The sequence below is a fragment of the Leptolyngbya sp. FACHB-671 genome (genome assembly GCF_014695745.1).
Taxonomy (GTDB): Bacteria; Cyanobacteriota; Cyanobacteriia; order Elainellales; family Elainellaceae; genus JAAUTN01.
Map to the genome: position 1 here is coordinate 1 of NZ_JACJOV010000108.1, position 24,412 is coordinate 24,412.

The 24,412-nt window shown below is 46.4% G+C and carries 22 protein-coding genes; 12 read left to right on the top strand and 10 right to left on the bottom strand.

Annotated elements, in window-relative coordinates; translation table 11 throughout:
- Window positions 1–325 precede the first annotated feature (325 nt).
- Together H6F93_RS14625 and H6F93_RS14630 are read right to left on the bottom strand one after the other, a co-directional pair.
- Complete coding sequence (locus H6F93_RS14625) at window positions 326–1,342, bottom strand: TonB-dependent receptor plug domain-containing protein (protein WP_190681921.1); 1,017 nt, start codon at window positions 1,340–1,342, stop codon at window positions 326–328.
- Between the two features lie 178 nt (window positions 1,343–1,520).
- Window positions 1,521–2,507, bottom strand: coding sequence for a helix-turn-helix transcriptional regulator (locus H6F93_RS14630; RefSeq protein WP_190681924.1), 987 nt, complete (start codon window positions 2,505–2,507; stop codon window positions 1,521–1,523).
- A 421-nt stretch (window positions 2,508–2,928) separates the two neighbouring features.
- On the opposite strand from H6F93_RS14630, the gene H6F93_RS14635 reads away from it, so the two are divergent.
- A complete protein-coding gene (locus H6F93_RS14635; protein ID WP_242043470.1) occupies window positions 2,929–4,542 on the top strand; it encodes a cation:proton antiporter in 1,614 nt (537 codons plus the stop codon).
- 192 nt (window positions 4,543–4,734) lie between these two features.
- Here H6F93_RS14635 and H6F93_RS14640 read toward each other — a convergent pair whose 3' ends face one another.
- The 5 genes from H6F93_RS14640 to H6F93_RS14660 form a co-directional block, all read right to left on the bottom strand.
- Window positions 4,735–5,172, bottom strand: a complete 438-nt coding sequence (locus tag H6F93_RS14640; RefSeq protein ID WP_199313725.1) for a hypothetical protein — start codon at window positions 5,170–5,172, stop codon at window positions 4,735–4,737.
- A gap of 132 nt (window positions 5,173–5,304) precedes the next feature.
- On the bottom strand, window positions 5,305–5,676 hold the full coding sequence (locus H6F93_RS14645; protein WP_190681931.1) for a DUF1636 family protein: 372 nt from the start codon (window positions 5,674–5,676) through the stop codon (window positions 5,305–5,307).
- 2 nt (window positions 5,677–5,678) lie between these two features.
- The gene (locus tag H6F93_RS14650) at window positions 5,679–6,665 is read right to left on the bottom strand and encodes an iron-siderophore ABC transporter substrate-binding protein (RefSeq protein WP_242043471.1); all 987 of its coding nucleotides are present in this window, start codon (window positions 6,663–6,665) and stop codon (window positions 5,679–5,681) included.
- Complete coding sequence (locus H6F93_RS14655; protein ID WP_190681934.1) at window positions 6,665–9,190, bottom strand: TonB-dependent siderophore receptor; 2,526 nt, start codon at window positions 9,188–9,190, stop codon at window positions 6,665–6,667. The genes H6F93_RS14650 and H6F93_RS14655 overlap by 1 nt, the downstream gene beginning before the upstream one ends.
- A gap of 164 nt (window positions 9,191–9,354) precedes the next feature.
- Entirely contained in the window at window positions 9,355–10,347 is a 993-nt protein-coding gene (locus H6F93_RS14660; protein ID WP_190643730.1) for an AraC family transcriptional regulator, read from the bottom strand.
- Between the two features lie 289 nt (window positions 10,348–10,636).
- On the opposite strand from H6F93_RS14660, the gene H6F93_RS14665 reads away from it, so the two are divergent.
- A complete protein-coding gene (locus H6F93_RS14665) occupies window positions 10,637–11,719 on the top strand; it encodes an AI-2E family transporter (protein ID WP_190681937.1) in 1,083 nt (360 codons plus the stop codon).
- Window positions 11,720–11,903: 184 nt separating this feature from the next.
- Window positions 11,904–12,086, top strand: coding sequence for a hypothetical protein (locus tag H6F93_RS14670; RefSeq protein ID WP_190643728.1), 183 nt, complete (start codon window positions 11,904–11,906; stop codon window positions 12,084–12,086).
- A gap of 63 nt (window positions 12,087–12,149) precedes the next feature.
- Here H6F93_RS14670 and H6F93_RS14675 read toward each other — a convergent pair whose 3' ends face one another.
- Window positions 12,150–13,469, bottom strand: coding sequence for a PAS domain-containing sensor histidine kinase (locus tag H6F93_RS14675; protein WP_190681940.1), 1,320 nt, complete (start codon window positions 13,467–13,469; stop codon window positions 12,150–12,152).
- Between the two features lie 296 nt (window positions 13,470–13,765).
- On the opposite strand from H6F93_RS14675, the gene H6F93_RS14680 reads away from it, so the two are divergent.
- The gene (locus tag H6F93_RS14680; RefSeq protein WP_190681943.1) at window positions 13,766–14,569 is read left to right on the top strand and encodes a response regulator transcription factor; all 804 of its coding nucleotides are present in this window, start codon (window positions 13,766–13,768) and stop codon (window positions 14,567–14,569) included.
- A 135-nt stretch (window positions 14,570–14,704) separates the two neighbouring features.
- On the opposite strand, the gene H6F93_RS35805 is transcribed toward H6F93_RS14680, so the two are convergent.
- Entirely contained in the window at window positions 14,705–15,157 is a 453-nt protein-coding gene (locus H6F93_RS35805; RefSeq protein ID WP_524537950.1) for a PEP-CTERM sorting domain-containing protein, read from the bottom strand.
- Window positions 15,158–15,740: 583 nt separating this feature from the next.
- Here H6F93_RS35805 and H6F93_RS14695 point away from each other — a divergent pair.
- From H6F93_RS14695 to H6F93_RS14720, 6 genes are all read left to right on the top strand, one after another.
- Window positions 15,741–18,371 (top strand): beta strand repeat-containing protein, encoded by a 2,631-nt coding sequence (locus H6F93_RS14695; RefSeq protein ID WP_190681952.1) that lies wholly within the window; start codon window positions 15,741–15,743, stop codon window positions 18,369–18,371.
- A 269-nt stretch (window positions 18,372–18,640) separates the two neighbouring features.
- Entirely contained in the window at window positions 18,641–19,534 is an 894-nt protein-coding gene (locus tag H6F93_RS14700) for an ABC transporter permease subunit (protein WP_199313726.1), read from the top strand.
- A gap of 40 nt (window positions 19,535–19,574) precedes the next feature.
- The gene (locus tag H6F93_RS14705) at window positions 19,575–20,627 is read left to right on the top strand and encodes a taurine ABC transporter substrate-binding protein (RefSeq protein ID WP_190681955.1); all 1,053 of its coding nucleotides are present in this window, start codon (window positions 19,575–19,577) and stop codon (window positions 20,625–20,627) included.
- A gap of 20 nt (window positions 20,628–20,647) precedes the next feature.
- Window positions 20,648–21,487, top strand: coding sequence for an ABC transporter ATP-binding protein (locus H6F93_RS14710; RefSeq protein WP_190643722.1), 840 nt, complete (start codon window positions 20,648–20,650; stop codon window positions 21,485–21,487).
- 138 nt (window positions 21,488–21,625) lie between these two features.
- On the top strand, window positions 21,626–22,537 hold the full coding sequence (locus tag H6F93_RS14715) for a TauD/TfdA family dioxygenase (RefSeq protein WP_190681958.1): 912 nt from the start codon (window positions 21,626–21,628) through the stop codon (window positions 22,535–22,537).
- Between the two features lie 168 nt (window positions 22,538–22,705).
- Entirely contained in the window at window positions 22,706–23,029 is a 324-nt protein-coding gene (locus H6F93_RS14720; protein ID WP_190643720.1) for a DMT family transporter, read from the top strand.
- 62 nt (window positions 23,030–23,091) lie between these two features.
- Here H6F93_RS14720 and H6F93_RS14725 read toward each other — a convergent pair whose 3' ends face one another.
- Window positions 23,092–23,292 carry a hypothetical protein gene (locus tag H6F93_RS14725; protein ID WP_190681961.1) on the bottom strand — a complete coding sequence of 67 codons (201 nt, stop codon included), beginning with the start codon at window positions 23,290–23,292 and terminating at the stop codon, window positions 23,092–23,094.
- Window positions 23,293–23,362: 70 nt separating this feature from the next.
- Between H6F93_RS14725 and H6F93_RS14730 the strand changes: the two genes are divergently transcribed.
- Together H6F93_RS14730 and H6F93_RS14735 are read left to right on the top strand one after the other, a co-directional pair.
- Window positions 23,363–23,623 carry a hypothetical protein gene (locus H6F93_RS14730; protein ID WP_190643718.1) on the top strand — a complete coding sequence of 87 codons (261 nt, stop codon included), beginning with the start codon at window positions 23,363–23,365 and terminating at the stop codon, window positions 23,621–23,623.
- Between the two features lie 20 nt (window positions 23,624–23,643).
- Entirely contained in the window at window positions 23,644–23,964 is a 321-nt protein-coding gene (locus H6F93_RS14735) for a hypothetical protein (protein WP_190681965.1), read from the top strand.
- The last annotated feature ends 448 nt before the right edge of the window (window positions 23,965–24,412 follow it).

The following is a 24,412-nucleotide window of genomic DNA, read 5'->3' on the forward strand; positions in this document are numbered from 1 at the left end:
GTTAGCTTCTCGTTGTCTTACTCTTTCAGCCATGCCAGACACCATTCGTGGACACACACTTTTTCATTGGTGGAAGGAGGAATAAATTAGTGTCACTCTACCATCCGGATTCCGTATAAGTCCTAAAAAGACCCGGTTTTATTGGCTTGCAGGAAGGGATTGGGCGATCGCATTTTCCTGCCAACTGGTTTGAGTTGTTGAAGTTTGGCGTTCTAGAATGCGATCGAGTTTTGAAGATACTGAATTCATTAGATAGTTAGATAAATCATCCAAAACCATCATGGCTTGAGTAGGTGTGCTGGCTACATGCCAGTAATCCTTGACTTCAAAGACCTTTCCTTGCTGTACTGCATTGAGCTGTAACCATAGTCACTAAATTGATAATGCCGCCTGGCTCAAGTGCACCATACAACACCGATGCGGGACCCTTTAAAATTTCAACCCGCTCCAAATTTTCTGTTTCAACTAGGGGCGAAAAAACATTGGGCACCTGAATTCCATTGCGAAATATTTGACCCGTTGCCGTAAACCCTCGAATGTTGAACTGATCCAGCGCATCACCAAATCCGCCTTCTTCTCCAATCCCGCTCACGTTACGAAAAATATCAGGTAATCGTAGTGCGTTCTGCTCTTGAATCACCTGCTGTGGAACTACCTGAATCGAACCAGGAACTTCTAGAATAGGCGTATCAGTCCGGGTTGCGGTCGTGGAATTATCCACAATGTACCCTTCCTCTTGCTCATCCGTTACTACTACTTGAATAGCGTCCTCTTCGGTTGCCTCAATGCTTTGGGCATTTGAAGTGATACTTAATATTAAATTTTGGTCTACTGCGTTGATGGAGACTGTCGGAGGTGCATCTGCTCCAGTAATGGCTACTCGTACGCGGTTATTAGGTAAGTTTGTTGCACTGATTAGCGCAATTCCCTCTGCCGGATTAGACTGTTGAAACTCATCTGCATCAGGTAGAGATAACACCGCATCAGGGATATTGATGATCAATGCATTTCCGATAACGGACGTAGACGGTGTTGGCTGCGTTCCGGTTATTTCCAGGGTTACTTCGAGTCCAAAATCCGACGGATTCACCTGTATTTCAATAATTTCAACAGTGGAGGACTGAGCAATTTGGGTAATCCACTCATCAACAGTTGTTGCAGAAGGTTCTAACTCACTGATTTGAGGAATGCTGCTGGTTGCACCTACCTGTTCTAAAGAATTGGTGCCTCCAGAATTTTCAACTTCTAAATCTTCTGAATTGACTTCTGCCCATGCCGATTGGACACAGCAAACTGACAGCACCGTTGCCACAAAAATCGATCGCTGTAATTGATTCATCATGCCTCCACACGCCAACACCAGGGAAAGGAACTCAAACCAGAAGAACCAGGCGATTCCCTTACTTCGTTTTGCATTTGCTTATCTGCAAATAATTCTCAAATAGCTTACAGGTAAGATTGAACGTGTGAGCGATCGCTTTGATCAACAGCGGGAATTTTTTGATCACTAACAGGAATTTTTAACCTATCTGCTGCTTAGCAACAAGCGAATAGGCTTTAGGATTAGTGCCAAATTTTTTGCGAAAGGCAGCCGCAAAATAGCCTCGGTTAGCAAACCCCACTTCACGGGCAACTTCACTCACGTTCAAGCTTCCAGCTTCCAGCAATGCTCTGGCTCGTTCCATGCAGTAGTGGTGTAAGCAGCCAAAGACAGTAGTGCCAAAAATGGTGCGGAAGCCTTGCTTCAGCGTGAACTCATTTAACCCGACTTGACGAGCTAAGCCTTTAAGTGAGGGTGGATTATTGAGGTGTTGCGACAGAATTTTCCTGGCATGGTGAAGTCGATCAATATCATCGGGCTTAAAGGACGGTTGAGGCGGGTTTTGGAGCGGATGCAGCATTTGTTCTAGATGGAGGGACACTAGTTCCCAAACTTTGCTCTCCAAGTAAATCTGCCGGGTCATATCTGTGTAAGGGCAGTTGAGAACTTGCTGCACGACAGCTCGCATTGCCATCGTCGGAGTTGCCTCATGGGTATAGCGGTCTTGTTTCAAGGGGTTCACCAATTCCCTCAGCGGGGGTGCATGTTCGAGACGATCGCCCATCCACAACCGAAACAACTCTGCCTCCAGATGAAAACTCACGTCGAGAACCTGCCAACCCGAAACATTTTCATGGATGCTGCTTTCAGCCAAACCACCTCCCGAAAAGAAGTAATGCTCTGAAAAACAAGACTGTTGAGGATGCTCTTGAACAACCGTAAATTCATATTCCAGCGGGTGCTCACGTTCAGGCACCTCAACAATCAAATCCTGGTGAAGTTGGTAGTCGGCGATTGCTAAAACTAACCCCTCACGCAGCCGAATTTCTCGAATAGAACCGTGCCCCAACTGGGCTGGATAGTGCCAGGTAATGTCAGCCGAATCGGGGGTAGATGCAGTTTGCTCATCGGCTATATTCTTCTGAACCAAATTCCAGTAGTCACTTTGAGAAAGGGCGATCGCCATTGTTTCTAGGTAAGTGAGAAAGGGAAAACGAGCTTACACCAAGAAGCCTATCATTAATGAAAAATCTTCCCAATACTTATGCCGTTTCTAGGGGTTATTGTAATGATAAATGTGTGAATACACAGGGACCTATACGGTTTGCCCCATTACCATTTCTGTCTCATCTAACGTGGCTTCCCTTAGCAACGTTTCGCGCTCTCTAATGGTTCGTTGCTTCTGTAGGGTAGATTGAGCTGAGCAAGAAGCAAGAGCGATCGCCACAATCACCTAAGCAAAACACAGATGATGTTTCAACCCCATTAACATTCACCTCATTACTCTGATGCAGCGTTGATCCTTCAAGCACAGTGGGAATTCCTGTAGACTCAAACAGTAGTTAACCTTTGAATTCAGGGCATAGCGACTTATGGGAGGATCGGCAATGGAGTGGATGGTCGCGCAACAAAATCCGTTAAGCAACAGCCCTGTTGAAAGCGATCAAGCGGCAGGCAGCATTCCTGAACTGGTCATTATTCTGATTATTTTGCTTATGATCGCAACGGTGGTTGCCCTGGTGACTCAGCGGTTGCGAATTCCCTATGTAACAGGGTTAGTTCTGGCAGGGTTACCCATTACAGAGGTTCTCTCGCATCGGATTGGGTTAGACCCCTCTCTAGTTCTCAATCTTTTCCTGCCAATTTTGATTTTTGAAGCGGCAATCAATACCGATGTCAGCCGTCTCCGCAGTACCTTCAAACCGATCGCCCTTTTAGCAGGACCAGGATCAATCTTGTCTTCGGCAATCATTGCAGCGATCGTGAAGTATGGTTTGGGGCTGGGCTGGATTCCTGCGCTGCTGATCGGAGTGATTCTAGCAAATACCGATACAGTTTCGATGATTGCAGTCTTTAAGGAAATCCGTGTGCCTTCTCGACTATCCACCATTGTCGAGGGAGAAACCCTGTTTAATGATGCAGCTGCTCTAATTTCTTTCAATTTAATTTTAGTTATTTATACAACAGGTTCGCTCACGGCTGTGCAAGGTGTGAAGGAACTGCTTGTTGTTTCTTTGGGCGGGGGACTAGTGGGTGCCATTTTAGGCTACTTGAGCCTACCCATATTTGTTCGCTTGAATGACCCGTTAAGTAGTCTCTTGCTGACGGTCGCTCTAGCATTGGGAACCTTTCAGATCGGGCAATTTTTGGGCGTATCGGGTGCGGTGGCTGTAGTCATCGCGGGACTGGTTTTCGGCAGTCTGGGACTACCTCGCAGTTCCTCTGCATCTGATCGCATTACTCTGCTGAGCTTTTGGGAATATGCAGGTTTTGGAGTCAACACATTTATTTTTCTGCTGATTGGTATCGAGATCAATCCAGCCACACTCTGGAGAATTTTGCCATCGATTCTACTTGTGATTTTGGCATACCAACTGGGACGGATTCTCTCAGTTTATTTACTGCTAGCAGGACTGCGAAGATTTGATCGTCCTATTCCACTACGATGGCAGCACGTTCTAGTCTTAGGGAATATCAAAGGTTCTCTTTCAATGGCGCTAGCCGTTGCGATTCCCCTCACTTTAACTGGACGAGATCTCATTATTGAATTGGTGTTTGGTGCCGTTTTATTTTCTCTAGTGATACAAGGATTAGTCATACCCTGGATAATCAAACGCCTTAACATTAGCCATGCTTCTGAGATAATGCAGGAGATGGGAAAGTTGCAGATCCAGTTGATCGCGGCTAAAGCAGCTCAAGATGAATTGGATAGTTTACTAAAATCAGGTGTGCTACCCAAGGCAGTTTACGAGGAACTGTGGGCATCTTATCAAGCGCGAGTGGCACAATCAGAACGAGTGCTGCGAGATTTTCATAATCAGCATCGAGCAGGTGAATTGCAGAGCGATCGCAGCGGGCTAGATGCAGTTCGACGACGACTGCTTCTTGCAGAAAAAGGAGCCGTGAGCGATGCGCTCCGCAAACGCATTGTCCCAGAAGATCTAGTACAGCCTTATGTCAAGGATTTGGATGAGAAACTTCTATCGTTGGAAGATGACTAGCGTAAATGCCTAGGTAATTGATCATCAGGTGGACTAGCTCTAGGCGGGTAACAACCAGAATCGTTGAGCCAGCTTCAAGCACCGTATTACCATTGAGAATCTCCAGGTTAGCGCAGGCAGGCATTGATACTTATTACTATAATGCTATTAAGAGCGGATACAGGGAGCCAATGGTAAAAATTGAGTATCTACCTAGTCAATATAGTCTCGGATCATATCCGGAGTTTCTAGATTATTTGAAGTGATTGGGCGAGCGCCATCCACTGGAAGCGTTTTGAGAACTTGAACTTCGTTTGTTTCAATCGGTCGTCTGCCATCTTCGTGGACAAATTCTTTCACATCAAAATTGCTAGGAGTAATTGGGCGATTACCATCAATCCCCAAAGTTTTATCAGTCTCTATTGGACTAGCCGCAATTGGACGGCTGCCATCCACTTCGAGGGTGTCACGTACATCAAGGTCATCAGAAACGATCGGACGATTGCCATCTACTGGTAAAACGTTCTGTACCTGAAGATCGCTGCCATCAATTGGGCGATTGCCATCAATTCTAAGCATTTTCGCGTTTTGCTGATCTTCCCCTAAAGGAGTGATAGCGCTGTCATCCGGATGCTTCTGCTGTGTACTCATCGTTTAGGCTCCTGATCTTCATAGCATTTCTCTATTTTTAACGAGTTGATTGAGCATCGAACAACTGTCTAAGGGTCGGTCCTAGGCTATTTCACGCACGAGGAGATCTACTATAGCGATTGCATCTTTCCTTCAAGGTTCCGGCAAGGGTGGAACTCTAACTAGCAAGCGCGATCGCAACTCTCCTGGCATTTTGGGCGGTTTCACATATCCGTCAGCGCTATTCTGGTAGAGTTCGCTAAACTGCTGCAATTCAGATACAAACTCGGCATGGTGCAGATCAACAAAGTGATAGGTGTATTTGCCAGGACAGGCAAAAGTAACAGAGCAAGGGCGATCGCACGTCCATAAACACCCTACTGATTGCACATTCAGTTCGGTCAGATTCAATTCCTGTAACTGTTTAAGTAACAAAACTCCCTCTGTAATGGTGTCGTCGGTGACATCATCATGGGCGATCGTCGCACTACATGTTCTACAAACAAACAGCGTATGTTTTGTCATGGTTAGGGTGCTTCAATGAGGTACTTAAACAGGTCATCAACGATCGCATTGGCGGCTAGAGGTCCACTGCCAATCCAATAGCTTGGAACGAGATACACTTTGTTGTTTTGCACAACATTAAGTGTTTTCCAGAGGGAATCATTCTGCAACTCCTCTAGCTTTTTCTGGGCTTCCTGATTTGCCTCAGCCTCATTTTCTGCCGTCCAAACAAACAAGACATCTCCATCTGCCTGACTCAACAACTCGCGGCTAATCGCCTGTTGAATTGGGTTGTTGGCAGAGCGTTGAGCTTCATCTGCACCCAAGTCTTGAGCAGGGGGACGGGCTAGCCCAGCATCTTGCAAAACAGTGCCAGGAAAGGAATCTCGCAGGTAAAGATTGATGCTGTTGGGATAAATTCTGATAACAGAAACTTTGGGTTGGCGATCGCCCATTGCAGCTTTAAACTCCTCCAACCTTTTAGAGTAGTCTGCCATTACCTTCTGGGCGACATCTCCTCGTCCCAACGCTTCACTCACAGTTTGAAAAAACTCTTTCCACTGACCGCTATGCTCAAATTTGAACAGAACGGTTGGCGCTATTTGTGATGTTTGAGCATAAATCGTTTGGTAAGAATCTACGCCCACGATCAGATCGGGATTGAGTTCAATCACTTTCTCCAAATTGGGTTCCCCGAATTGACCAATGTTCTCAACGTTATTCAGTTGATTGCCTAAGTGGGATGAAAGGTTAGAGAAAACGGTCGCAGTGGGTTTAAGGTCCACTGCGATCGCAGCTTCAAAGGTGACAGAGTCTAGCGTGACTAATCGCTCAAATGAATTGGGTACACAGGTTATCCCAGCTACATGTTCTACTGAAGTGCAGTTTTCTGTGATTGCTCCCGACCTGTCGGTTGAAGAACCTCCCTGGCAAGCAGCTACTAATCCTAGCGTTAGCAGCACCAGCACCAGCATTCTCCAACGTCTCCACTTAGGCATCATTTCTACCATTAGAACTCTACTGTGATTGTCCCCAATACGGTTAAAGGCGCACCCGGGTTAACTCCTAATCGAGAGTCAAAGTTTGCCGATGTGAAGTACTCAATGTCAAACAGATTTTCAATGTTTAACTGAGCACGCCAGTTATTCCGCCGATAAAACACAGCAGCATCCGTTCGGAAAAAGCTGGGAATGGTGAAAGTATTGTCTAAATCACCGAAGCGATCGCTCAGATACAGAAACCCTAGACCAAATCCTAGTCCTTCTAAATCACCTTGCTGAATTTCGTAGGTTGTCCATAGGCTGAACTGATGATCAGGAACGTTAGCCAAATTATTACCCACTGTAGGGCGGGTATCCTGACTCACATAAGCATCCAGGTAAGTGTAGGCAGCCGTAATATCCCAACCTGATGAGATTTCTCCGCCCAAGCCCAGTTCAATACCGCGACTAGCGACTTCGCCTGTTTGAAGCGAGAAATCAGGATCGTCGGGATCAGGATTACTAACATTTTGTCGGCGAATATCAAAAGCAGCCAGGGTTAGACTCAGTTGGTCTGGCAAATCGGCTTTCATTCCCACTTCAAACTGTCGCCCTGTTTCTGGCTCAAAGGTTGAAGCATCCGCATTGCGGCTAGCTCCAAAGGAGGGATTAAACGAGCGAGTGTAAGAAGCATAGAGCGAGATCGACTCAACCGGTTGATAAACGATGCCAAATCGAGGGCTAAACTCACTATCGGTTTGCTCAAATTCTGATCTAGGTTCATCTAGATTTTGAGTGGTGCGAAATTGGTCAGCAGAATCATAGCGAACGCCTGCCAGTAGATTTAGGTTAGGCAGAAGTTCAACCTGGTCTTGCAGATAAACGCTGATCGTATCGATGTTGTCATCTCGGAAAAACTCGGGCTTAATATCGTAAGGATCTCTGGTGTAAACCGGATCAAATACATTAATCGGTGTGTAGAGATTGCTGAATTGAAACTCTGGAGCTTCTGCATCATGGCGATATTCAACTCCTGCTAGTACCTGATGCTCGATCGAACCTGTGTTGAACTCGGCGATCGCCTCAGCGTTGGTGAAGAATCGTCGATATGAGCCACCCGCAAAGTATTCGAGGCGAGAAAGTTCTCCAGTCGCCTCATCGAATGAGTCAAAGGATGGGTAATATCGTTCTGGTTCGTACTGCAAATATTGCAGCGTGTGTCTTACAGAGAGTGCGTCATTGAATTGGTGATTGAGCCTGTAGCCCAGACTAAACTGCTCTTGCTCAAACTCACCAAAGTCTTCACCAAAGAAGCGATCGCGTGGAACGTCCAGAATCCCATTGCCAAATGCGGGAATCCCTTCATCAACTGTCTCCTGATTTCTAACGTATTGACCATACAAATCAAGAGAAGTATTTTCCTCAATATCCCACGTGAGAATAGGAGAAATAACTAATCTTTCTCCATCGACAAAACCGCGAAAACTGCCGTAGTTCTCATAGCCTAAATTTAGCCGATATCGAACAGTGCTCGCCTCATTCAAAGGTCCGGAGAAATCTAGAGCGCCGCGATAAGTGTCAAAACTACCTGCGGTGAATGAGGCTGAGTAAAACGGCTCACTTAAGGGTCTCTTAGAAACCAGGTTGATGATACCGCCCGGTTCTCCTTGACCAAACAGCACAGAAGCCGGACCTCTCAAAACTTCAACCCGTTCTAGATCAATTGTGCTGGACGGGGCTAGTGAAAAAGTAGCAATGCCATCTCGAAAGATGCCGTTGTCAGATGGAAAGCCTCGAATCAGAAAACCTGGCCCAAATACGCTGGTCCCTCGTCCACCTACTGAAACTACACTCCCTGCTGTTTCAAGTGCATCTCCTACTTCAGCAACGTTTCGGTCTTCAAGCACTTCTTGTGGAATCACCTGAATCGAGAGTGGAATGTCGCGCAGAGGAGTATTCGTGCCCGTTGCCGTACTGGAGTTTGACGGGTTATAGCCGTCATCCTGCTCATCCGTCGCTACGATCTGGATCGCTTCTGTCTCTGTTCCTTCTGCTGTCTCTGCCCCTGGAGCAATGCTAAACAGCAACCCCTGCCCTTCTACAACTTCGACTGTTGGAGGTGCTTCTGAACCTGTGATCGCAACGCGCACACGATTATTAGGTAAAGAGGTAACGGCGATTAGAGCAACGCCTTCAACCGGATTAGATGCCTGAAATTCATCTCCATCGGGTAATTCCAATGTTGCATTATCAATATTGACAATTAACGCATTTCCAACAACAGACGGTGCGGCAGGTTGAGGCACCCCAGTTGTTTCCAACTGTAATTCCAATCCCTGTGGCGTTGAATTTAACTGCACTCCCGTAATGGGTACAGGTGCGGCTGTAGATTGAGCGACCCATTCTGAAAGGGTTGTTGCTGGACGGTCGAGTTCACTTAATTGAGGAATATCGCTTGTTGCAACTGATTCTTCTTGAGTTTCTGCTGCTGCTGCTGCCGATCGTTCCCTCTCTTCATCAGAAAAATTAGCCTCTGCCCAGGCAGGAGAAGTCATTAGAACTAACGCAAATGTTAGAAATGCCGATTGCTGAATTGGTCTTAACACTACGCCACACACCACTGTTCTATTCAGGTAAATAAGAATTCTTCTCAGTAAGATACTGGTAAATGTGGGTATATTAGCGATCGCTCTGACTGCTACCCGGAATTTTTTGAACGTTAGGCGGAATTCCTATCTCTCGATAGATACGCCCTGGGAGTTACCCCAAACCGTTTGCGAAAAGCCGCTGCAAAGTAGCTGCGGTTGGCAAACCCAATGGATTGAGCAATTTCAGAGATGTTCAATCGACGTTCTTCCAGAAGCTGTCGGGCTTGCTCTAGGCGATGCTCGTGCAAACATCCAAAAGCTGTCGTGCCAAACACCTGACGGAATCCCCGCTTGAGCGTGCAGTCATTAAGACCCACTTGTCGCGCCAACTCAATCAGTGAAGGTGGGTTGTCAAGTCGCTGCAATAGAATATTTCTGGCCTGGTGAATCCGATCGACATCGTCAGGCTTTAATGAGTGAGTAGGATAGATACTTTTTGTCGTCTCATGTCGTTTTAACTCTTGCTCTATTAATAGAGCCATCAGTTCCCAAACTTTGCTCTCCAGATACATTCGTTTGGTGATGCCTTGAAACGGGCATTGAAGAATTTGTTGGAGTGCTGTTTGCATTGCTCCTGTCGTGGTACCAGAGCAAACATGATAAATTTGTGGAGAAGATTTAATTAAATGCTGCAACTCTTGTGGAAGAGAGGCTGAAGTTTGACCTAGCCAGGTTGTGAATAGCTCTGGATCGATGTGAACATTCACATCAACCTGCTTAGTATCAGACCATTCTGTAAGTTCAGCGGGAGCTAAGCCACTGCCGTAGAGAGAGTATTGCCCAGCACGAGCAGAACTTCCCTGATTTGTATGACCACCAGAAAGGTGAAAGGTATATTCTAAGGGATGCTCTCGCTCTGGCAACTGCATCACGATCGAGTCGTGCAATTGATAATGAGCGATCGCCAGTTCTAACCCATCCCGCAATTGAATCTCGCGCCAATATCCCTGCCCCAACTGCTCAGGGTACTTCCAGACCGTATCAAATTCGTCAGTAGTAGGGGCATTTTCTTCTGCATCCTGAAACAGTGCCCGATAATCGTATTGAGAAAGCGTAATCGTCATTGACTTTATTCTGGATTGCGGATTAAGGGCGATTGCTAATTGATAGAGCCACGTAGGAACGTTTCTGGCATAAGGGCGAGCAAAATTCGACGAGAAATGAAAAAAATAAAACCGTCTTCAGATTACTATTCTCTTTGCCTTATTGCAAACTATTCTCAGAAGTAAGCAAATTTAGAGTACTGCACACGCCCTCAGGTTTTGCCTGACTTACGCTCTTAAGGAGGACGCCGACCCGCTTGAAACGGATTAAAGTTACTCCATCTGCTCAAGCGATTTAGGAGGCGAATTTGTGCGTTTAGGGCAATGGATCAGCGTAATCGCCCTTTTGATCTCGCTTTACATCATGTGGCGCATTCGTCAAGTGCTTTTGCTCGTGTTTGGGGCGGCAGTCTTCGCAACGGTGTTAAATCGGGTTGTGCGGCGACTGCAAATGAGCGGAGTCAAGCGGGGAATTGCGATCGCCATCACATTATTGATTCTGTTTGTCACTTTAGCCGGTTTCTTTTTGGTGATTGTGCCCAAAATCGGTGACCAGGTGCAGCAGTTCACCGCCCTTTTGCCAGAAGGGATTGAGCAACTGCGGGCAGGATATGAGTGGCTACAAGATCGGATTCCAGGGCAGATATTAGAAGACAACCGCAGCATCAGTGCGCTGCTGCAAAATTTGCAGAACTGGACTAGCCGCCTGTTGGGTAACTTTTGGCTATTGGTCAGCAACTCAGTCAGCGCTGTCATAAGTTTGCTGCTGTTTCTAGCAATCACGATCATGCTGTTGCTCGATCCGTTGCAGTATCGACGGGTGTTTGTGCTGGCGTTTCCAGCCTTCTATCGTCGGCGGGTTGACGAAATTTTGGACAAGTGTGAACAATCACTGGTAGGCTGGAGCCGGGGGACTTTGCTGGCAATGCTTACCATTGCCGTTGTGAGCTATATTGGTCTACTCATTCTAGGAGTGCCGTTGCCGCTTGTGAACGCGCTCATAGCCGGTTTACTAGAATTTATTCCCAATATTGGACCTACACTGAGCATCGCTCCACCAACGCTGCTGGCATTACTTGACACACCTTGGAAGGCGGGCGCTGTCATTATCCTGTATCTCCTGATTCAACAGTTTGAAAGCTTGGTGTTGGTGCCTCTACTAATGAAGCACGAAGCATCTCTGCTACCGTTGTTTACCGTGTTGGCCGTAGTCGTTTCCTCCATCTTTTTTGGCTTCTTAGGACTATTTTTGGCAGTACCCCTGCTGGTTGTAGTGCAGATTTGGTTAAAAGAAGTTTTAGTCGAAGATATTCTGAACCAATGGAAAGGGGACGAGGAGAAGATAAAACCCAACGATCAGATTCCTATCGAACCTGCTAAATCAGATTCCTAAAAGAATTTCAGGCAGGAATTTAACGCTCTTTGAGGCATAGGATGCAGCGATCGCCACGCCCTAAACCTAAAGATTGAGTCGAAGCCCAAAATCTTGGCAACTATTTACGGATTTTGGCTGATTGCGAATGAAGTACCGATTAGCGATGCTTAAGTTATAGCAACCACCTGATCGGTCACTTCTTATGCAGATTCCTCTGAAACTACAAGCCCAACTGAATGCTCTCTCTTCGACAGAGATCGAGGAAATCAAACGTTTGTTTGCCAACTTGCCCAGTCAGGATAATGAAATCCAGGCTTTGATTGCAGACAATCTTGATGCACTAATTGAAGTTTTGACCTGCACAGACGAAGTGCTTGCAGCCTGAGCGCTTCAGGTTTTCTAGTCTCGGTGCCTTAACCCTGAATACACAGGACGTCGGCGATCGCCCCTACTCCACAACTTCAGGAGCAGCTAGCGATCGCCGCTCCGCGTCCAAGATAACTGTAAAGGTCGTGCCCACTCCAAGTTGACTTTCAACTTCGATCGTGCCCTGCTGTAAATCCACAAATCGCTTCACAATATTCAGCCCCAGCCCGGTTCCGGGGATGTTGCTGACGTTCCTACCTCGGTGAAACGGCTCAAACAGGTAAGGCTGGTCTTCAGGCGGAATGCCGATTCCTCGGTCTTTGACTTGAAAGATCACCTGCTGCTTTTGTCGCGATAGGCGAAACCGAATGCTGCTCTGCGGCGGTGAGTATTGCACAGAGTTGGACAAGATATTAGTTAGAATCGATCGCAGCAGTTTCTCGTCCAGTTTTGCAGGGATGGCTTTGTTGCGGCAGATGAACTCGATTTGATGACCGCTGCTGCCGTAATTCGTCTCCGAGACAAGATTGCGACAAAACTGCACAAGCTCAACTTGGCTGGGCTGGATTTCGATTCGCTTAGCCTCAACCTTGCCAATGACTAAAATTGCGTCAATCATCTGGGTCATACGCTCTACATTTTCTTCGATACCCAGCAGATAGTTTGTCTTTTGTTCAGCCGATAAGTGAGTGCCGTACCTTCCTAGAGAAGAAACCGACAGCAAAATGTTGTTGAGCGGATTGCGAAACTCATGGCAAACCATTGACACAACGCGCGATCGCAACTCACTTAACTCCTTTAACTGCTCATTGGCTTGATAGAGTTCAGCCGTACGTTCTCTCACTTTAAGTTCTAATTCTTCGTTGGCACGGTGTAAAACTGCCTCTGCCCATTTGCGCTGTGTGATGTCTTGAAAGGTGACGACGGCTCCAATCAGTTTTCCCTGTTCGTCACGCATAGGTGTGCTGATATATTCCACTGGAAAACTGGTGCCATCCTTTCGCCAAAACACTTCATCTGTAACTCGGTGCACAGCGCCATCTTTAAAGGCTGCATAAATTGGACAGGTCTGTTTAGGGTAAGGAGTATAGTCGAGTTTGGAGTGGTGCAAGACATCATGCATGGACTTGCCAATTAGCTCGTGAATCTCCCAGCCAATCATTTGAGCGCCCGCCGGATTGACAAAAGTGGCGTTGCCCTGCAAATCTACGCCATACACCCCTTCACCAATGGCATTCAAAATGAGCTGATGCTGGCGGCGCAGGTTCTCTAGATCTACACTGGCATCCGTAGATGCTTCTAAGCAAATCGGTGCATCAGATAAGTCAGAAGACAGTGAATCAGAAGATAGAGATGGGTTAGAAGATAGCGGTGAGGAGGACAGCCAGTAATATTGCCGCATAGTTAGATTGAAGGGTTAGCTAATTGAGTAGGTTGTGAACAGTCAGATTTATAGTGAACAGACTTGAAACAGATAAACTTATACCAGCTTTGTATCAGGGCAATTTCTTCATACTTCGCCAAAGGGATAACCGCTGCGCTCCAATCATACTGTAGTGCATTACACATAAAACCTATCTAAAAAACATTTAGATATAGATGCAGGAAAAACGTAACTGTAGCCTCCTTAGATCTGCACTCAGAGCAGGCTTCATGAGGCTAACTCGTGCTGTTTTTGAGCATTGAGATAAGGATAGAATGAAAAAGATTCTTGTGATTGAAGATGAAACGCAAACGCGAGATATCTTTTTGAAATGTTTGTCGTTTGAGGGTTTCTTCGCATTAGGTGCTGAAAGTGGGTTAGCCGGAATGAAGCTCGCGCAAACTCACTTACCCGACCTGATCGTGTGTGACATCATGATGCCCGATGTGGATGGTTACACTGTCCTCTCTACCCTGCGCCAAAACTCCTCCACAGCAGTCATTCCCTTTATCTTTTTGACCGCCAAAGTGACCATGACCAACCTGCGACGAGGAATGGAATTGGGAGCAGATGATTACCTAACTAAGCCCTGTACCGTGGAACAGTTTTTGCTGGCGATCGCCACTCGTCTGCAACGCCAAGAAACTCTGAAACACTGGTACGCTAATACTCAGCTTGAATCTTTATCTGCGACAAACGCTGCTCCAGCAAACCCCAAATCTATTTTCCCGAACAACCCCAAGTTGGCTAAAGTATTCCGCTTCATTGAAGCGCACTATCACCAGTCAATTAGCCTTGCAGATGTAGCTCAGACCGCAGGTTATTCTCCTGCCTATCTGACTAACCTGGTGCAAAGCCAAACGGGGCGAACGGTAAAACAATGGATTACCGAACGTCGAATGTCCGAGGCGCGCAACCTGCTAGTGAATACAGCTCACTCCGTCAGTCAGATTGCTGAAACGGTTGGCTATGCAGATGTCAGCTACTTCATTCGTCAATTTCGTCAGTTTCACAACACCTCACCCCAAGCATGGCGGAACTCCATTAACTTTCAAGAGGCAGAGGCTCAGGCGGTTTAAGAGGAGCAACATTCACCTTGTCGTAGAGATAATGAATGCTTGCCCTACCCGTAAACAGATCTGCTTTAGCAACATAAATTGTGGTGCAGTTCCGTTGCACCACAATTTATACAGAAGGCTAGCAAAAGCTAGGTTTCACTGGGTTTGTCGTTGTTTGCGATTCCGCAATAGACCTGCACCAAGCGTACCGACCACTAGTGTACCTAGTACAGTAGAAGGCTCAGGTACTGTCCTCACTTTGACTCGAAAAGACGAGCCCGATCTCGCTATTAGTATTAACCTTTTAACACTAGCGCCACCAAAAGGATTGTTGTATCTAGCCCTTGGAGTGAGGGTAGAAGGTCTACTACTAATTCTTCCACCTGCACTAAAAGTGCATCGTAGTCCAGGAAGACACGCAACAGCCGTAACACCGCTTCTAGGCGTAAGTATTTGAATAGAATCAATTACAATAGGTTCATCAAAGGTTACTGACTTTGTGGCAGTATTGCTGTTAATAGAAAGGGCTATTGCTTGAGCTTCAGTAGGTAAAGCCACAGTACTACCAGCAATCAACCCAAGACAGACTAAAGTAGACTTAAAATTCATAGAGCCTTTGCCTCCTCAAAGTTAGTAAATTCACAATGCTTCATTTCTCTGTTGATGCAATCAATGCTGAAATCAGGAATTGATGCAATGGCTGAGAATCTTTAATGACGCCTTTTTTCTAACTGTCTTGCTTGCAGCACCAACACACTTCGTATCTGTGTAAATACTGACATGCTCCTCCGGAGGTTAACAATACGTTTACTGAAACTTTATCAGTAAGTTGTTATTCGCAACGGCAACAATTAGTCTTGCTGGTCTGAAGGATGAGTTGTAGCGGGAGTAACCTATCCGCGCAGCATACAATTCATACCTGGATTGAGCAGTGCCGTATTTGAAAACTACTTCGATTGATTAATCCGGTAATAGGTGATGGTTTAAAGATTCTATAAAGATTGGTTGAAATAGATCTCGAAACTTAGTTTTTAGGTAGTCCAACCTAAATCAGCAAAATTAATTTTTCTGAAGTAAATTACAGTCCCTATTCCACTTATGTTATTTAAGATTCTTATAAGTACGTTTGAAATTTGGGCGCGAAGCATTGGAGCGATCGCATCTTAGAGATTGCAAAAGATGAAGTGGTTTTATGTTTCAGCGTAAGTGGTTGCAGATTTGGAGGCTTGGATTAGCAAGTTCTGTAACCCTGGTTTGGGTGCTTACCTTGTCTAAACATTGTGCCTTTGCTCAATCTAATCTCACCCCTGATACTGCCCCAGATCGCAATTTGGAGACACAAGTTGAATCGCTTGCCCCTTCAATAAATCAAATTCGAGGCGGCACTCGGCGAGGAAGCATTCTTTTCCATAGCTTCTTAGAATTCAATATTCCTGAGAACCGCAGTGTCTACTTCGAAAATCCGTCTGGAATCACCCATATCCTGAGCCGAATCACAGGAAATGACCGTTCTGAAATTTTAGGGACGTTAGGGGTAGGCTCTCCCAGTGCATTGGGTACTGCCGATCTATTTTTGCTCAACCCCAATGGAATCTTATTTGGAGAAAATGCAAAGCTAGATACCAGAGGCTCATTTCTGGCAAGTACAGCAGACAGCTTACAGTTTGACGATTGGGAGTTCAGTACTACCGATCCCCAACCCATTCCCACTCTAGTTGTGAACCTTCCGATCGGTTTGCAATTTGGCAGGGCACCCCAAAGTATCATCCATCAAGCTGGAAGAATTGACGATATAGGTGAAGCAGTTGATGGACTACAGGTACAGCCAGGTGAAGCTTTAGTACTGGTAGGAGGTGACGTTAGGTTAACTAGTAGCGTTCTCATAGCTCCAGGTGGTCGCATTGAGTTAGGTGGACTCGCAGAACCAGGAGTCGTAGATTTACAGTTTGTGAATAACCAACTCCACCTAGTCTTTCCGACGGGCGTTGCCCGAGCAAACGTATTTATAATCGACGGATCTCGTGTGCTTCTTGCAGATGCTAAGGGAGGCAGTATCGAAATTAATGCTCACGATTTAGTGATTAGAGCAAGTTGCCTTTCAACTGGACAAACTTTTTGCATCAGTAATGAATTAAACGATAATCAGCTCGGAAACTTTAGGTTCGATTCCACAGGTGCAGTAGCAATTACGAGTGGAAGCGAAGTCTCAACCACTGGAGGTGATATCGATATTCAAGCTGAATCCCTGACTCTAGATCGGTCTCGGCTATTAACTGGAACTGGAGCAGAAGTTAATTCAGGCAACGTGACGGTGCAAACTACTGATTTTGTAAGGGTGCTAAATGATAACGGTTTTATATCTGCAACTGCTCTGGGTTCGGGAAATGGAGGCAATATCTCTATTGAAACTGGGAGGTTAAGCATCCGTGATGGAGGAAGGATTTTTACGGAAGCCCGAGGAACTGGAGACGCTGGAAGCTTGAATATACAGGCGATAGAGGTAGAAGTCATGGCCTGTATTCCTGCAAACTGTAGTGAACTGAGTACGCGTACTGAAGATGGAAGTGTAGGCGATGCCGGAGATTTAAGAATTCAGACCAGGAGATTGATTGCTGAAGACGGAGGGATCATTACAACGACGACTCGGGGTGATGGACAGGCGGGAGAACTAGAGGTAGTTGCTGATTCTATCCGGCTGATTGGAATCAATGGAAGCTCTCGCAGTAGTCTAAACTCTAACGCCGGACCTAACGGTATTGGCAGCGCCGGAAGAGTAACAGTAACAACCAGAGAATTGACCGTTCAGGATGGAGCGATTGTTCAAGTTCGTACTCGAGGTCAAGGTCAAGGTGGTTTTCTGGATGTGCAGGCTACTGATTTCATCCTTGTAGAAGGCACGATTGGGGAAGCTCGCAGTACCTTGTCTGCTGAGTCTACGGGGTCTGGAGAAGCTGGAGATGTCAGGATTACAACCGGGGAGTTGATAGTTCGAGATGGAGCAGAAGTGACGGTGGAAGGAGACAACTTGGGAGCGGCAGGTAATTTGTCAATTAGTGCTGGATCTGTTCTTTTGGATGAGGGAGAGCTAACAGCACAAACTCAAGCAGGAAGCGGTGCAAATATTGTTTTACAAGACTTGGATATTTTGCTGATGCGCGATCGCAGCCTTATCTCTGCTCGAGCACTAAATGATAGTAGTGGTGGCAATATCACGATTAATGCTGACTTTATTGTTGCCGTCCCTTCAGAAAATAGTGACATTACTGCGAATGCTTTTGCCGGTTCAGGAGGTGAAGTCAGCATTACATCTCAAAGTATTTTAGGCTTAGCACCTCGCAGTAGAGCAGAACTTGAAACACTGTTGGAAACCGATGATCCAACTGAACTGGACCCTCAGCGTTTACCCAGCAATGACATTACTGCCATTTCGCAGGTTAATCCTGCATTAAGTGGTCAGGTCATTATCACAACCCCTGACGTTGATCCTAGCCAGGGAACTGTTGAGCTGCCTGATGCTCCTGTAACAACAGAAATCAGCCAAGCCTGTGGGGGGGGAGGCGATCGCGCGACTAGCCGATTTATTAGCAGTGGAAGGGGCGGCTTGCCAACCAGTCCTTATGAACCGTTGAGCGGCAGTAATGTATTAGATGACGTGCAGTCACCTGTTCAATTAGCGGCTTCTCCTGATGGTTCTCGTAGCCCTGCAACAGATGTGCCTAGCTCAATTGTAGAAGCACAAGGATGGCGGATTGATGCACAAGGCGAGATTGTGTTAATAGCAGAGGCTTCTTCACTCGCGCAAGAGAGTTGTCTAATTCGCTAGAGTGTCTCCCCGGGGTTTTCGGAAGACAAAACCACTGAACTAGAACAAATCAAGACTTACGCAAGGGACATTGGAATGGATGGGTGCTTGAGTTGCTCAATCAAGTAGTTCGAGAGCATCCCATGCTTAATCTGATAAATAGTTCTGCCGCTTTGATAGGCGTGCTGCTCCGCAGATGCCACAAGGGTCGTTTTCAGGCGGCTCCATACTGAAGCAAACATTAAGCTTTTAAAACTACTTAAAATCGAGCGACAAACCGTAGTATTTTAATGGCATACTACACTTCACTGCTTGATTTACTCTTTATGGTGCTCAAAACGAGTCAGCAGAGGAATGCTCCGTCCGGTATTAACCGTGGCGTTGGTTCTCAATCCTGGGCGCTTTTAAGGAAGCTCTCGACCACAGAGGGATTTATTTCTCTTACTTCGGTGTTGGTGATTCTATTCGTCTGGTACCTGACCACTGCTTTAGAGTGGGTTGATCCTCTTTTTCTACCCACTCCGCTAGCAGTTTGGTCTGCATTTGTAGAAATCCTAAGGGATGGGTACAAGGGAAGCTCTCTGTTTTTTCACATTTACCAGAGTATGTATCGGTTGGGAGTCGCTTTGGTGCTGGCGATCGCAACTGCAATCCCCCTGGGTATGTTATGCGGTTTCTTTAGTCCGATCCGAGCTGCGCTTGACCCAATCATTGAGTTTTACCGACCGCTACCCCCCCTTGCCTATTACACACTTTTAGTTATCTGGCTGGGCATTGAAAACCCTTCAAAGATAGCCCTGCTGTTTCTGGCAGCATTTGCACCACTATTTCTAGCAGTGATTTCGGGAGTACAACGAATTTCTCTCGATCGCATTAATGGAGCCCGTTCACTGGGTGCAGAAGGGTGGCAGTTGTTTTTTTACGTGATTTTGCCATCGTGTTTGCCAGAAATATTTACAGGATTGCGGACTGCGATCGGTGTTGCTTACTCAACCCTGGTAGCAGCAGAAATGGTCGCTGCGGTGTCTGGAATTGGCTGGATGGTGTTAGACGCCAGCAAATTTTTGCGAAGTGATGTAATTTTCGTCGGCATCATCATTATGGGAATTATTGCCATTCTGATTGATGCTGGAATTCGCTGGGTACAAAGAACACAGCTTCCCTGGATTGGTCGTGATAGCTAAGTAGCGATTTGCTGTATTCAATTCTTCAACTGTTATTCCTATGTCATTGAAACGAAGACATGTGTTGTTTGGGTTAGTGGGTTTGAGTTTACCGTGGGTTGCCTCTAGTTGCACTAGCCAATCTCCTGAAGCATCATCTACTCCAGAATCGACAACCGCTGCATCTTCAGCATCAGGGACAGCCGCCCCCCAAAAGATTCGGGTTGGATATCAGGTCTATGCAGGGTCTGAGCTGTTGGCAAAGGGGTTAGGTTTAGCAAAGGAAGCCTTTCCCAACTCGGAAGTGGAATATCTCAGGTTTGATGCAGGTCGAGATGTTAATACAGGGCTGGCTGCAAAAGGGATTGATTTTGGCGTATTAGGGTCTACAGCCGCCGCAGTTGGAATTTCTAGCGGCATTCCTTACGATATTTTTTATCTGTATGACCTGATTGGCGAAGCGGAGTCTTTAGTTGTGAGAGACACCATTAAGACTGCGGCTGATCTGCGCGGTAAGAAGATTGCTGTTCCATCTAGCTCGACTTGTCATTACTCACTGCTGTCTTATTTGAAGCTGGAAGGCATCGGGCAAAATGAATTAACCGTTTTAGATTTGGTTCCTCCCGATATGTTGGCAGCATGGCAACGCGGGGATATTGATGGTGGCTACGTTTGGGAGCCCACTCTATCAAAGCTTCAGCAAGATGGAGGAACAATCTTGACGACTTCAAAGGATTTGGCAGAGCGAGGCTATGCCACCTTTACGGTAGCAGTGGCGCGGAGCGAGTTTGCTCAACAGTATCCTGATGTGCTGAAGCAGTATGTAGCAATGCTTGACCAGGCAGTGCAGACGTATCGTGATCAGCCAGATGAGGCTGTAAACGCACTAGCATCTGAATTGGGAGTTACCTCGGAAGAAGCCGCAATCCAGGCGCAGCAATCTATCTGGTTAACTTCTTCTGAGCAGAAAGATGCCAAGTATTTCGGTACATCAGATAAACCAGGAGCAACTGCAAAGGCGTTGGAAGATACGGCAGCATTCATGGTTGAGCAAAAGGCGATTCCGTCTGCACCTGATCAGGACGCTTACCAAAAGCGCATTTTGTACATCTAAATCATTGAGCTAGAAAATCTATGAATGCTTATTCCCAAACAGTGATTTCTCCTTCTAACCCAGCAGTCAGAGGTGAGGCGATCGCCCAGATCTCTGAGTTAGGGCTGACCTTTGGAGCGGGAAATGCCCAAGTTGAAGTGTTGAAATCAATCAATCTGGAAATCAAAGCTGGAGATTTTGTGTGCGTTCTAGGGTCATCAGGCTGCGGCAAAACGACGCTTTTGAGAGCATTGGCGGGCTATCAGCGACCCACACAAGGAACAGTCACGGTATCTGGCAAAGCTCATACCAAACCGGATGCAAATGTAGGGGTTGTCTTTCAACGTCCTAACTTATTTCCCTGGCTGACGATCGCCAAGAACGTCGAGTTTGGACCCAAAATGCGACAGATCTCAAAGCAAGAGCGCAGGCAGCGAGTTTCCTATTATCTGGAGATGGTGGGACTAGACTATGCCGCTCGGTTGTTACCCTATCAACTCTCAGGAGGAATGCAGCAGCGTGCAGCGATCGCCCGTACATTAGCAGCTAATCCATCCTTGATATTGATGGATGAGCCGTTTGGTGCGCTTGATGCTCTAACCCGAGAATCAATGCAGACTCACTTAAGAGATATCTGGCATCGTACCGGCAAGACCATCTTTTTCATCACTCATGATGTTGAAGAAGCAATGTTACTTTCAACTCGCCTCTTAGTGATGCACGCTCGTCCGGGTCGAATTGTGAAAGATATTACCAATCCGTTTGCCAATCGACTAGGTAAAGAATCCACTGCAAGTTTGCGCTCGTCTAAAGAGTTTATTGAAGTGCGAGAAAGCCTGGTTTCTGGTATTCGAGAACCGGATAAGGCACATGGACACTAATGATTCCAGTTCTTTTAACCACGGTTAGATCGTAACCCCACGCGCTATAAGTGCCGGAGTTTCCACTGCTTTTAATGGGCGATCGATTGCCTACTGCGATCGTTGTACTCATGATTCTTTAGAGGGAAAAAAATAACTGTGAGCTTTACAACCTTTGAACTCTCTCCTGTATCCGCACGGATTGGTGCAGAAATTCTTAACGTAGATTTGAGTGGTGAGCTAAGCGACACGTTTATTCAAGAGATTCGTCAGGCATTGATCAAATACAAGGTCATTTTCTTTCGACAACAATCTCTCAATGCAGCCGGACATGTTGCTTTTGCTCGTCGCTTTGGTGAGATTACAACAGCTCATCCCACCCTGCCTCCGCTGGTAGAGCATACTGAAGTCCTGGATCTGGATTATGGACGCACAGCCACCCGTTCTAATGAATGGCACACGGATGTAACGTTTGTCGATCGCCCTCCGCTCGGTTCTATCTTACGAGCCGTTGAGATTCCTCCTGTGGGTGGCGATACCGTTTGGGCGAATTCAGCCACTGCTTATCAAGATTTACCCACTCACCTTCGCACCATTGCCGATCAACTCTGGGCAGTCCATAGTAATGTTTATGACTATGCTGCCGCTGCCATTACTCCCTCTAAAGCCCTGAAGGATTACCACAAGGTATTTACCTCAACCTTGTATGAAGCCCTGCACCCTGTTGTGCGGGTACATCCAGAGTCAGGTGAACGGGGATTGTTCACTGGCGCATTTGTGCAACGCATCCAGGGGCTATCTGAGACGGAGTCAAAAGATGTGCTGCGGCTGTTGCAGTCCTATGTAACACGTTTAGAAAATACAGTTCGATGGAAGTGGCAAGTCGGAGATGTTGCATTTTGGGACAATCGATCGACCCAACACTACGCCATTTATGACTATGAAGGGCAACCCCGACGAGTACAGCGAGTCACCATCGTAGGCGAGCGCCCACAAAGCATTGATGGCAAATTGAGTCAGGCACTCAAAGGTGACTCTTCAACCTATGTTCGTGAACCTGCTTTAATTTAAAGCACTCATTCGGACGCTATCCGCAATTTCTAAATGTCTTCTCGAAATTAGAGTAACAGCACTGGTGACGACAGCAGAGGCACATGAGTTAATCGAAGTGAGGTGCTATCGTTAACAGATGACCTGGTTTTTCCGTTTTGGTTAGTAACATCACAAGGCAATTATTTCATGCAGTGGCTTTATTTGGGCTTGGCTATTATTGCTGAAGTTGCTGGAACTACCTGCATGAAGTTGTCACAGGGTTTTACTAAAACCCTTCCCAGCATTCTAATCTTTTGCTTTTATGGACTGTGCTTTGTCTTCCTAACGATGGCGTTAAAGAAGATGGAAATTACTACAGCTTATGCAATATGGGCAGGTTTAGGAACAGCTTTAATTACCATTGTCAGCATTGTGTGGTTTAGAGAACCAGCTAACGCTCTCAAAATCATCTCCATCGGCTTGATTGTTTTGGGTGTAATTGGGTTGAGATTAAGTAGCAACGGACACTAAATCCAGGCGATTCAGTAAACAATTGACTGAATCAAACCTGTACGGTTGTGTCGCAAGAATTTTTAGAAGGGAGCGTCTTCGTCAGTCTGGGGAAAAGCGTCGTGCAGTTTAGATGGAAGGGGCGATCGCCAAATTATTGAGCAGCGTTGGGCATTGGCACCGTTGATGGCAGCAAACAATGGCTGGGCAAGGTTGCCCAAACGGTCAATCTCTCGCGGGAATGGTTTCGCAAGCGGGACAAAGCCTTCGCTCAGCTTCGTCATCGGGTTAAGCAAGCTCTTTGTTGTGCCCAACTTTTGCTATGATGGATGACGAGTTAGGCACTACAGAAGCATGTCCTTCATTCGCCGCAAACGAGTTCACACGTGCACTTCGGAGGGGCGAAAAGACTATTTCTACTACTATCGAGTGAAAAACTACTGGACTGACGATTGCCCCAAGCCTAAGCAGCGAGTGTTAGATTATCTGGGCATGACTGATAAGGCGATCGCCAAATTGGAGGCATCAGAAGCCTATCAGGAGGAGAAAACAAAACTACTGGCACGACTGCGAAGCCTGATCGGTGAAGAGTTAGGCACTACCCCACAAGTTTGAACGCAACTAGAGCAATAACAATGACTGATGCAGAAAATAATGATCCTCTAAAGTGGAGAGATCAAATCATTGAAAACTATTACAAGCATCCTGCCTCTTCAAATAATGCACATCTGTTCTATTTGCTGGCTAGCGAATTAAATACTGAACAGAGAGAGTTACTTAAAACGCTGATCGAGCAATTAGTCGAATTTACGCTACTTGACTTGAGGCAACAAACAGAGATGCAGCTTCTTAGAAATGAAGTTGAGCAACCCAATCCTCCTATCAGCGCTCCATCGTGGGTAAACCTTGATCAGCCCCGCCCATCCGATCGCCCCGATCGCCTCTCTCCTAGCTAGGAGCTGGTTAGAGAATGACTGGAATGTTTACATGCGATCGCGGTTGCGGGAAGGAAATGAAGCGACTGGAGCGAGAGATCGGGACATTACAGCAAAAGCTTGAGAAAATCGAGCGGTTGAGTGCTTAGGCAGGCGTACAAAAAGCCCCAGCATTGCTGCTGGGGCTTTGTCATTACGGGCTTAGTTTTAGTAATGGATGCTGTTGGCGAATGTGCTACAGGGACTACAGGAGCCATAGAAAGTAACATATCCTGAATCTTATTTCTATCGAGATCAGGAGCATCTAGCCAAAGTTTTCAGCTAACTATTAACCCGGCAACTTAAGAGGGTGCAGCCTGACTGCCTGACAAATCTTTCTTAATTGCTGATGGGACAAAGCTTACAAACCAGGGAGCGAATTCGACAAAACCAAATTTGGTCATCATAGTCGTGCTTTGCTTTGAGAGAA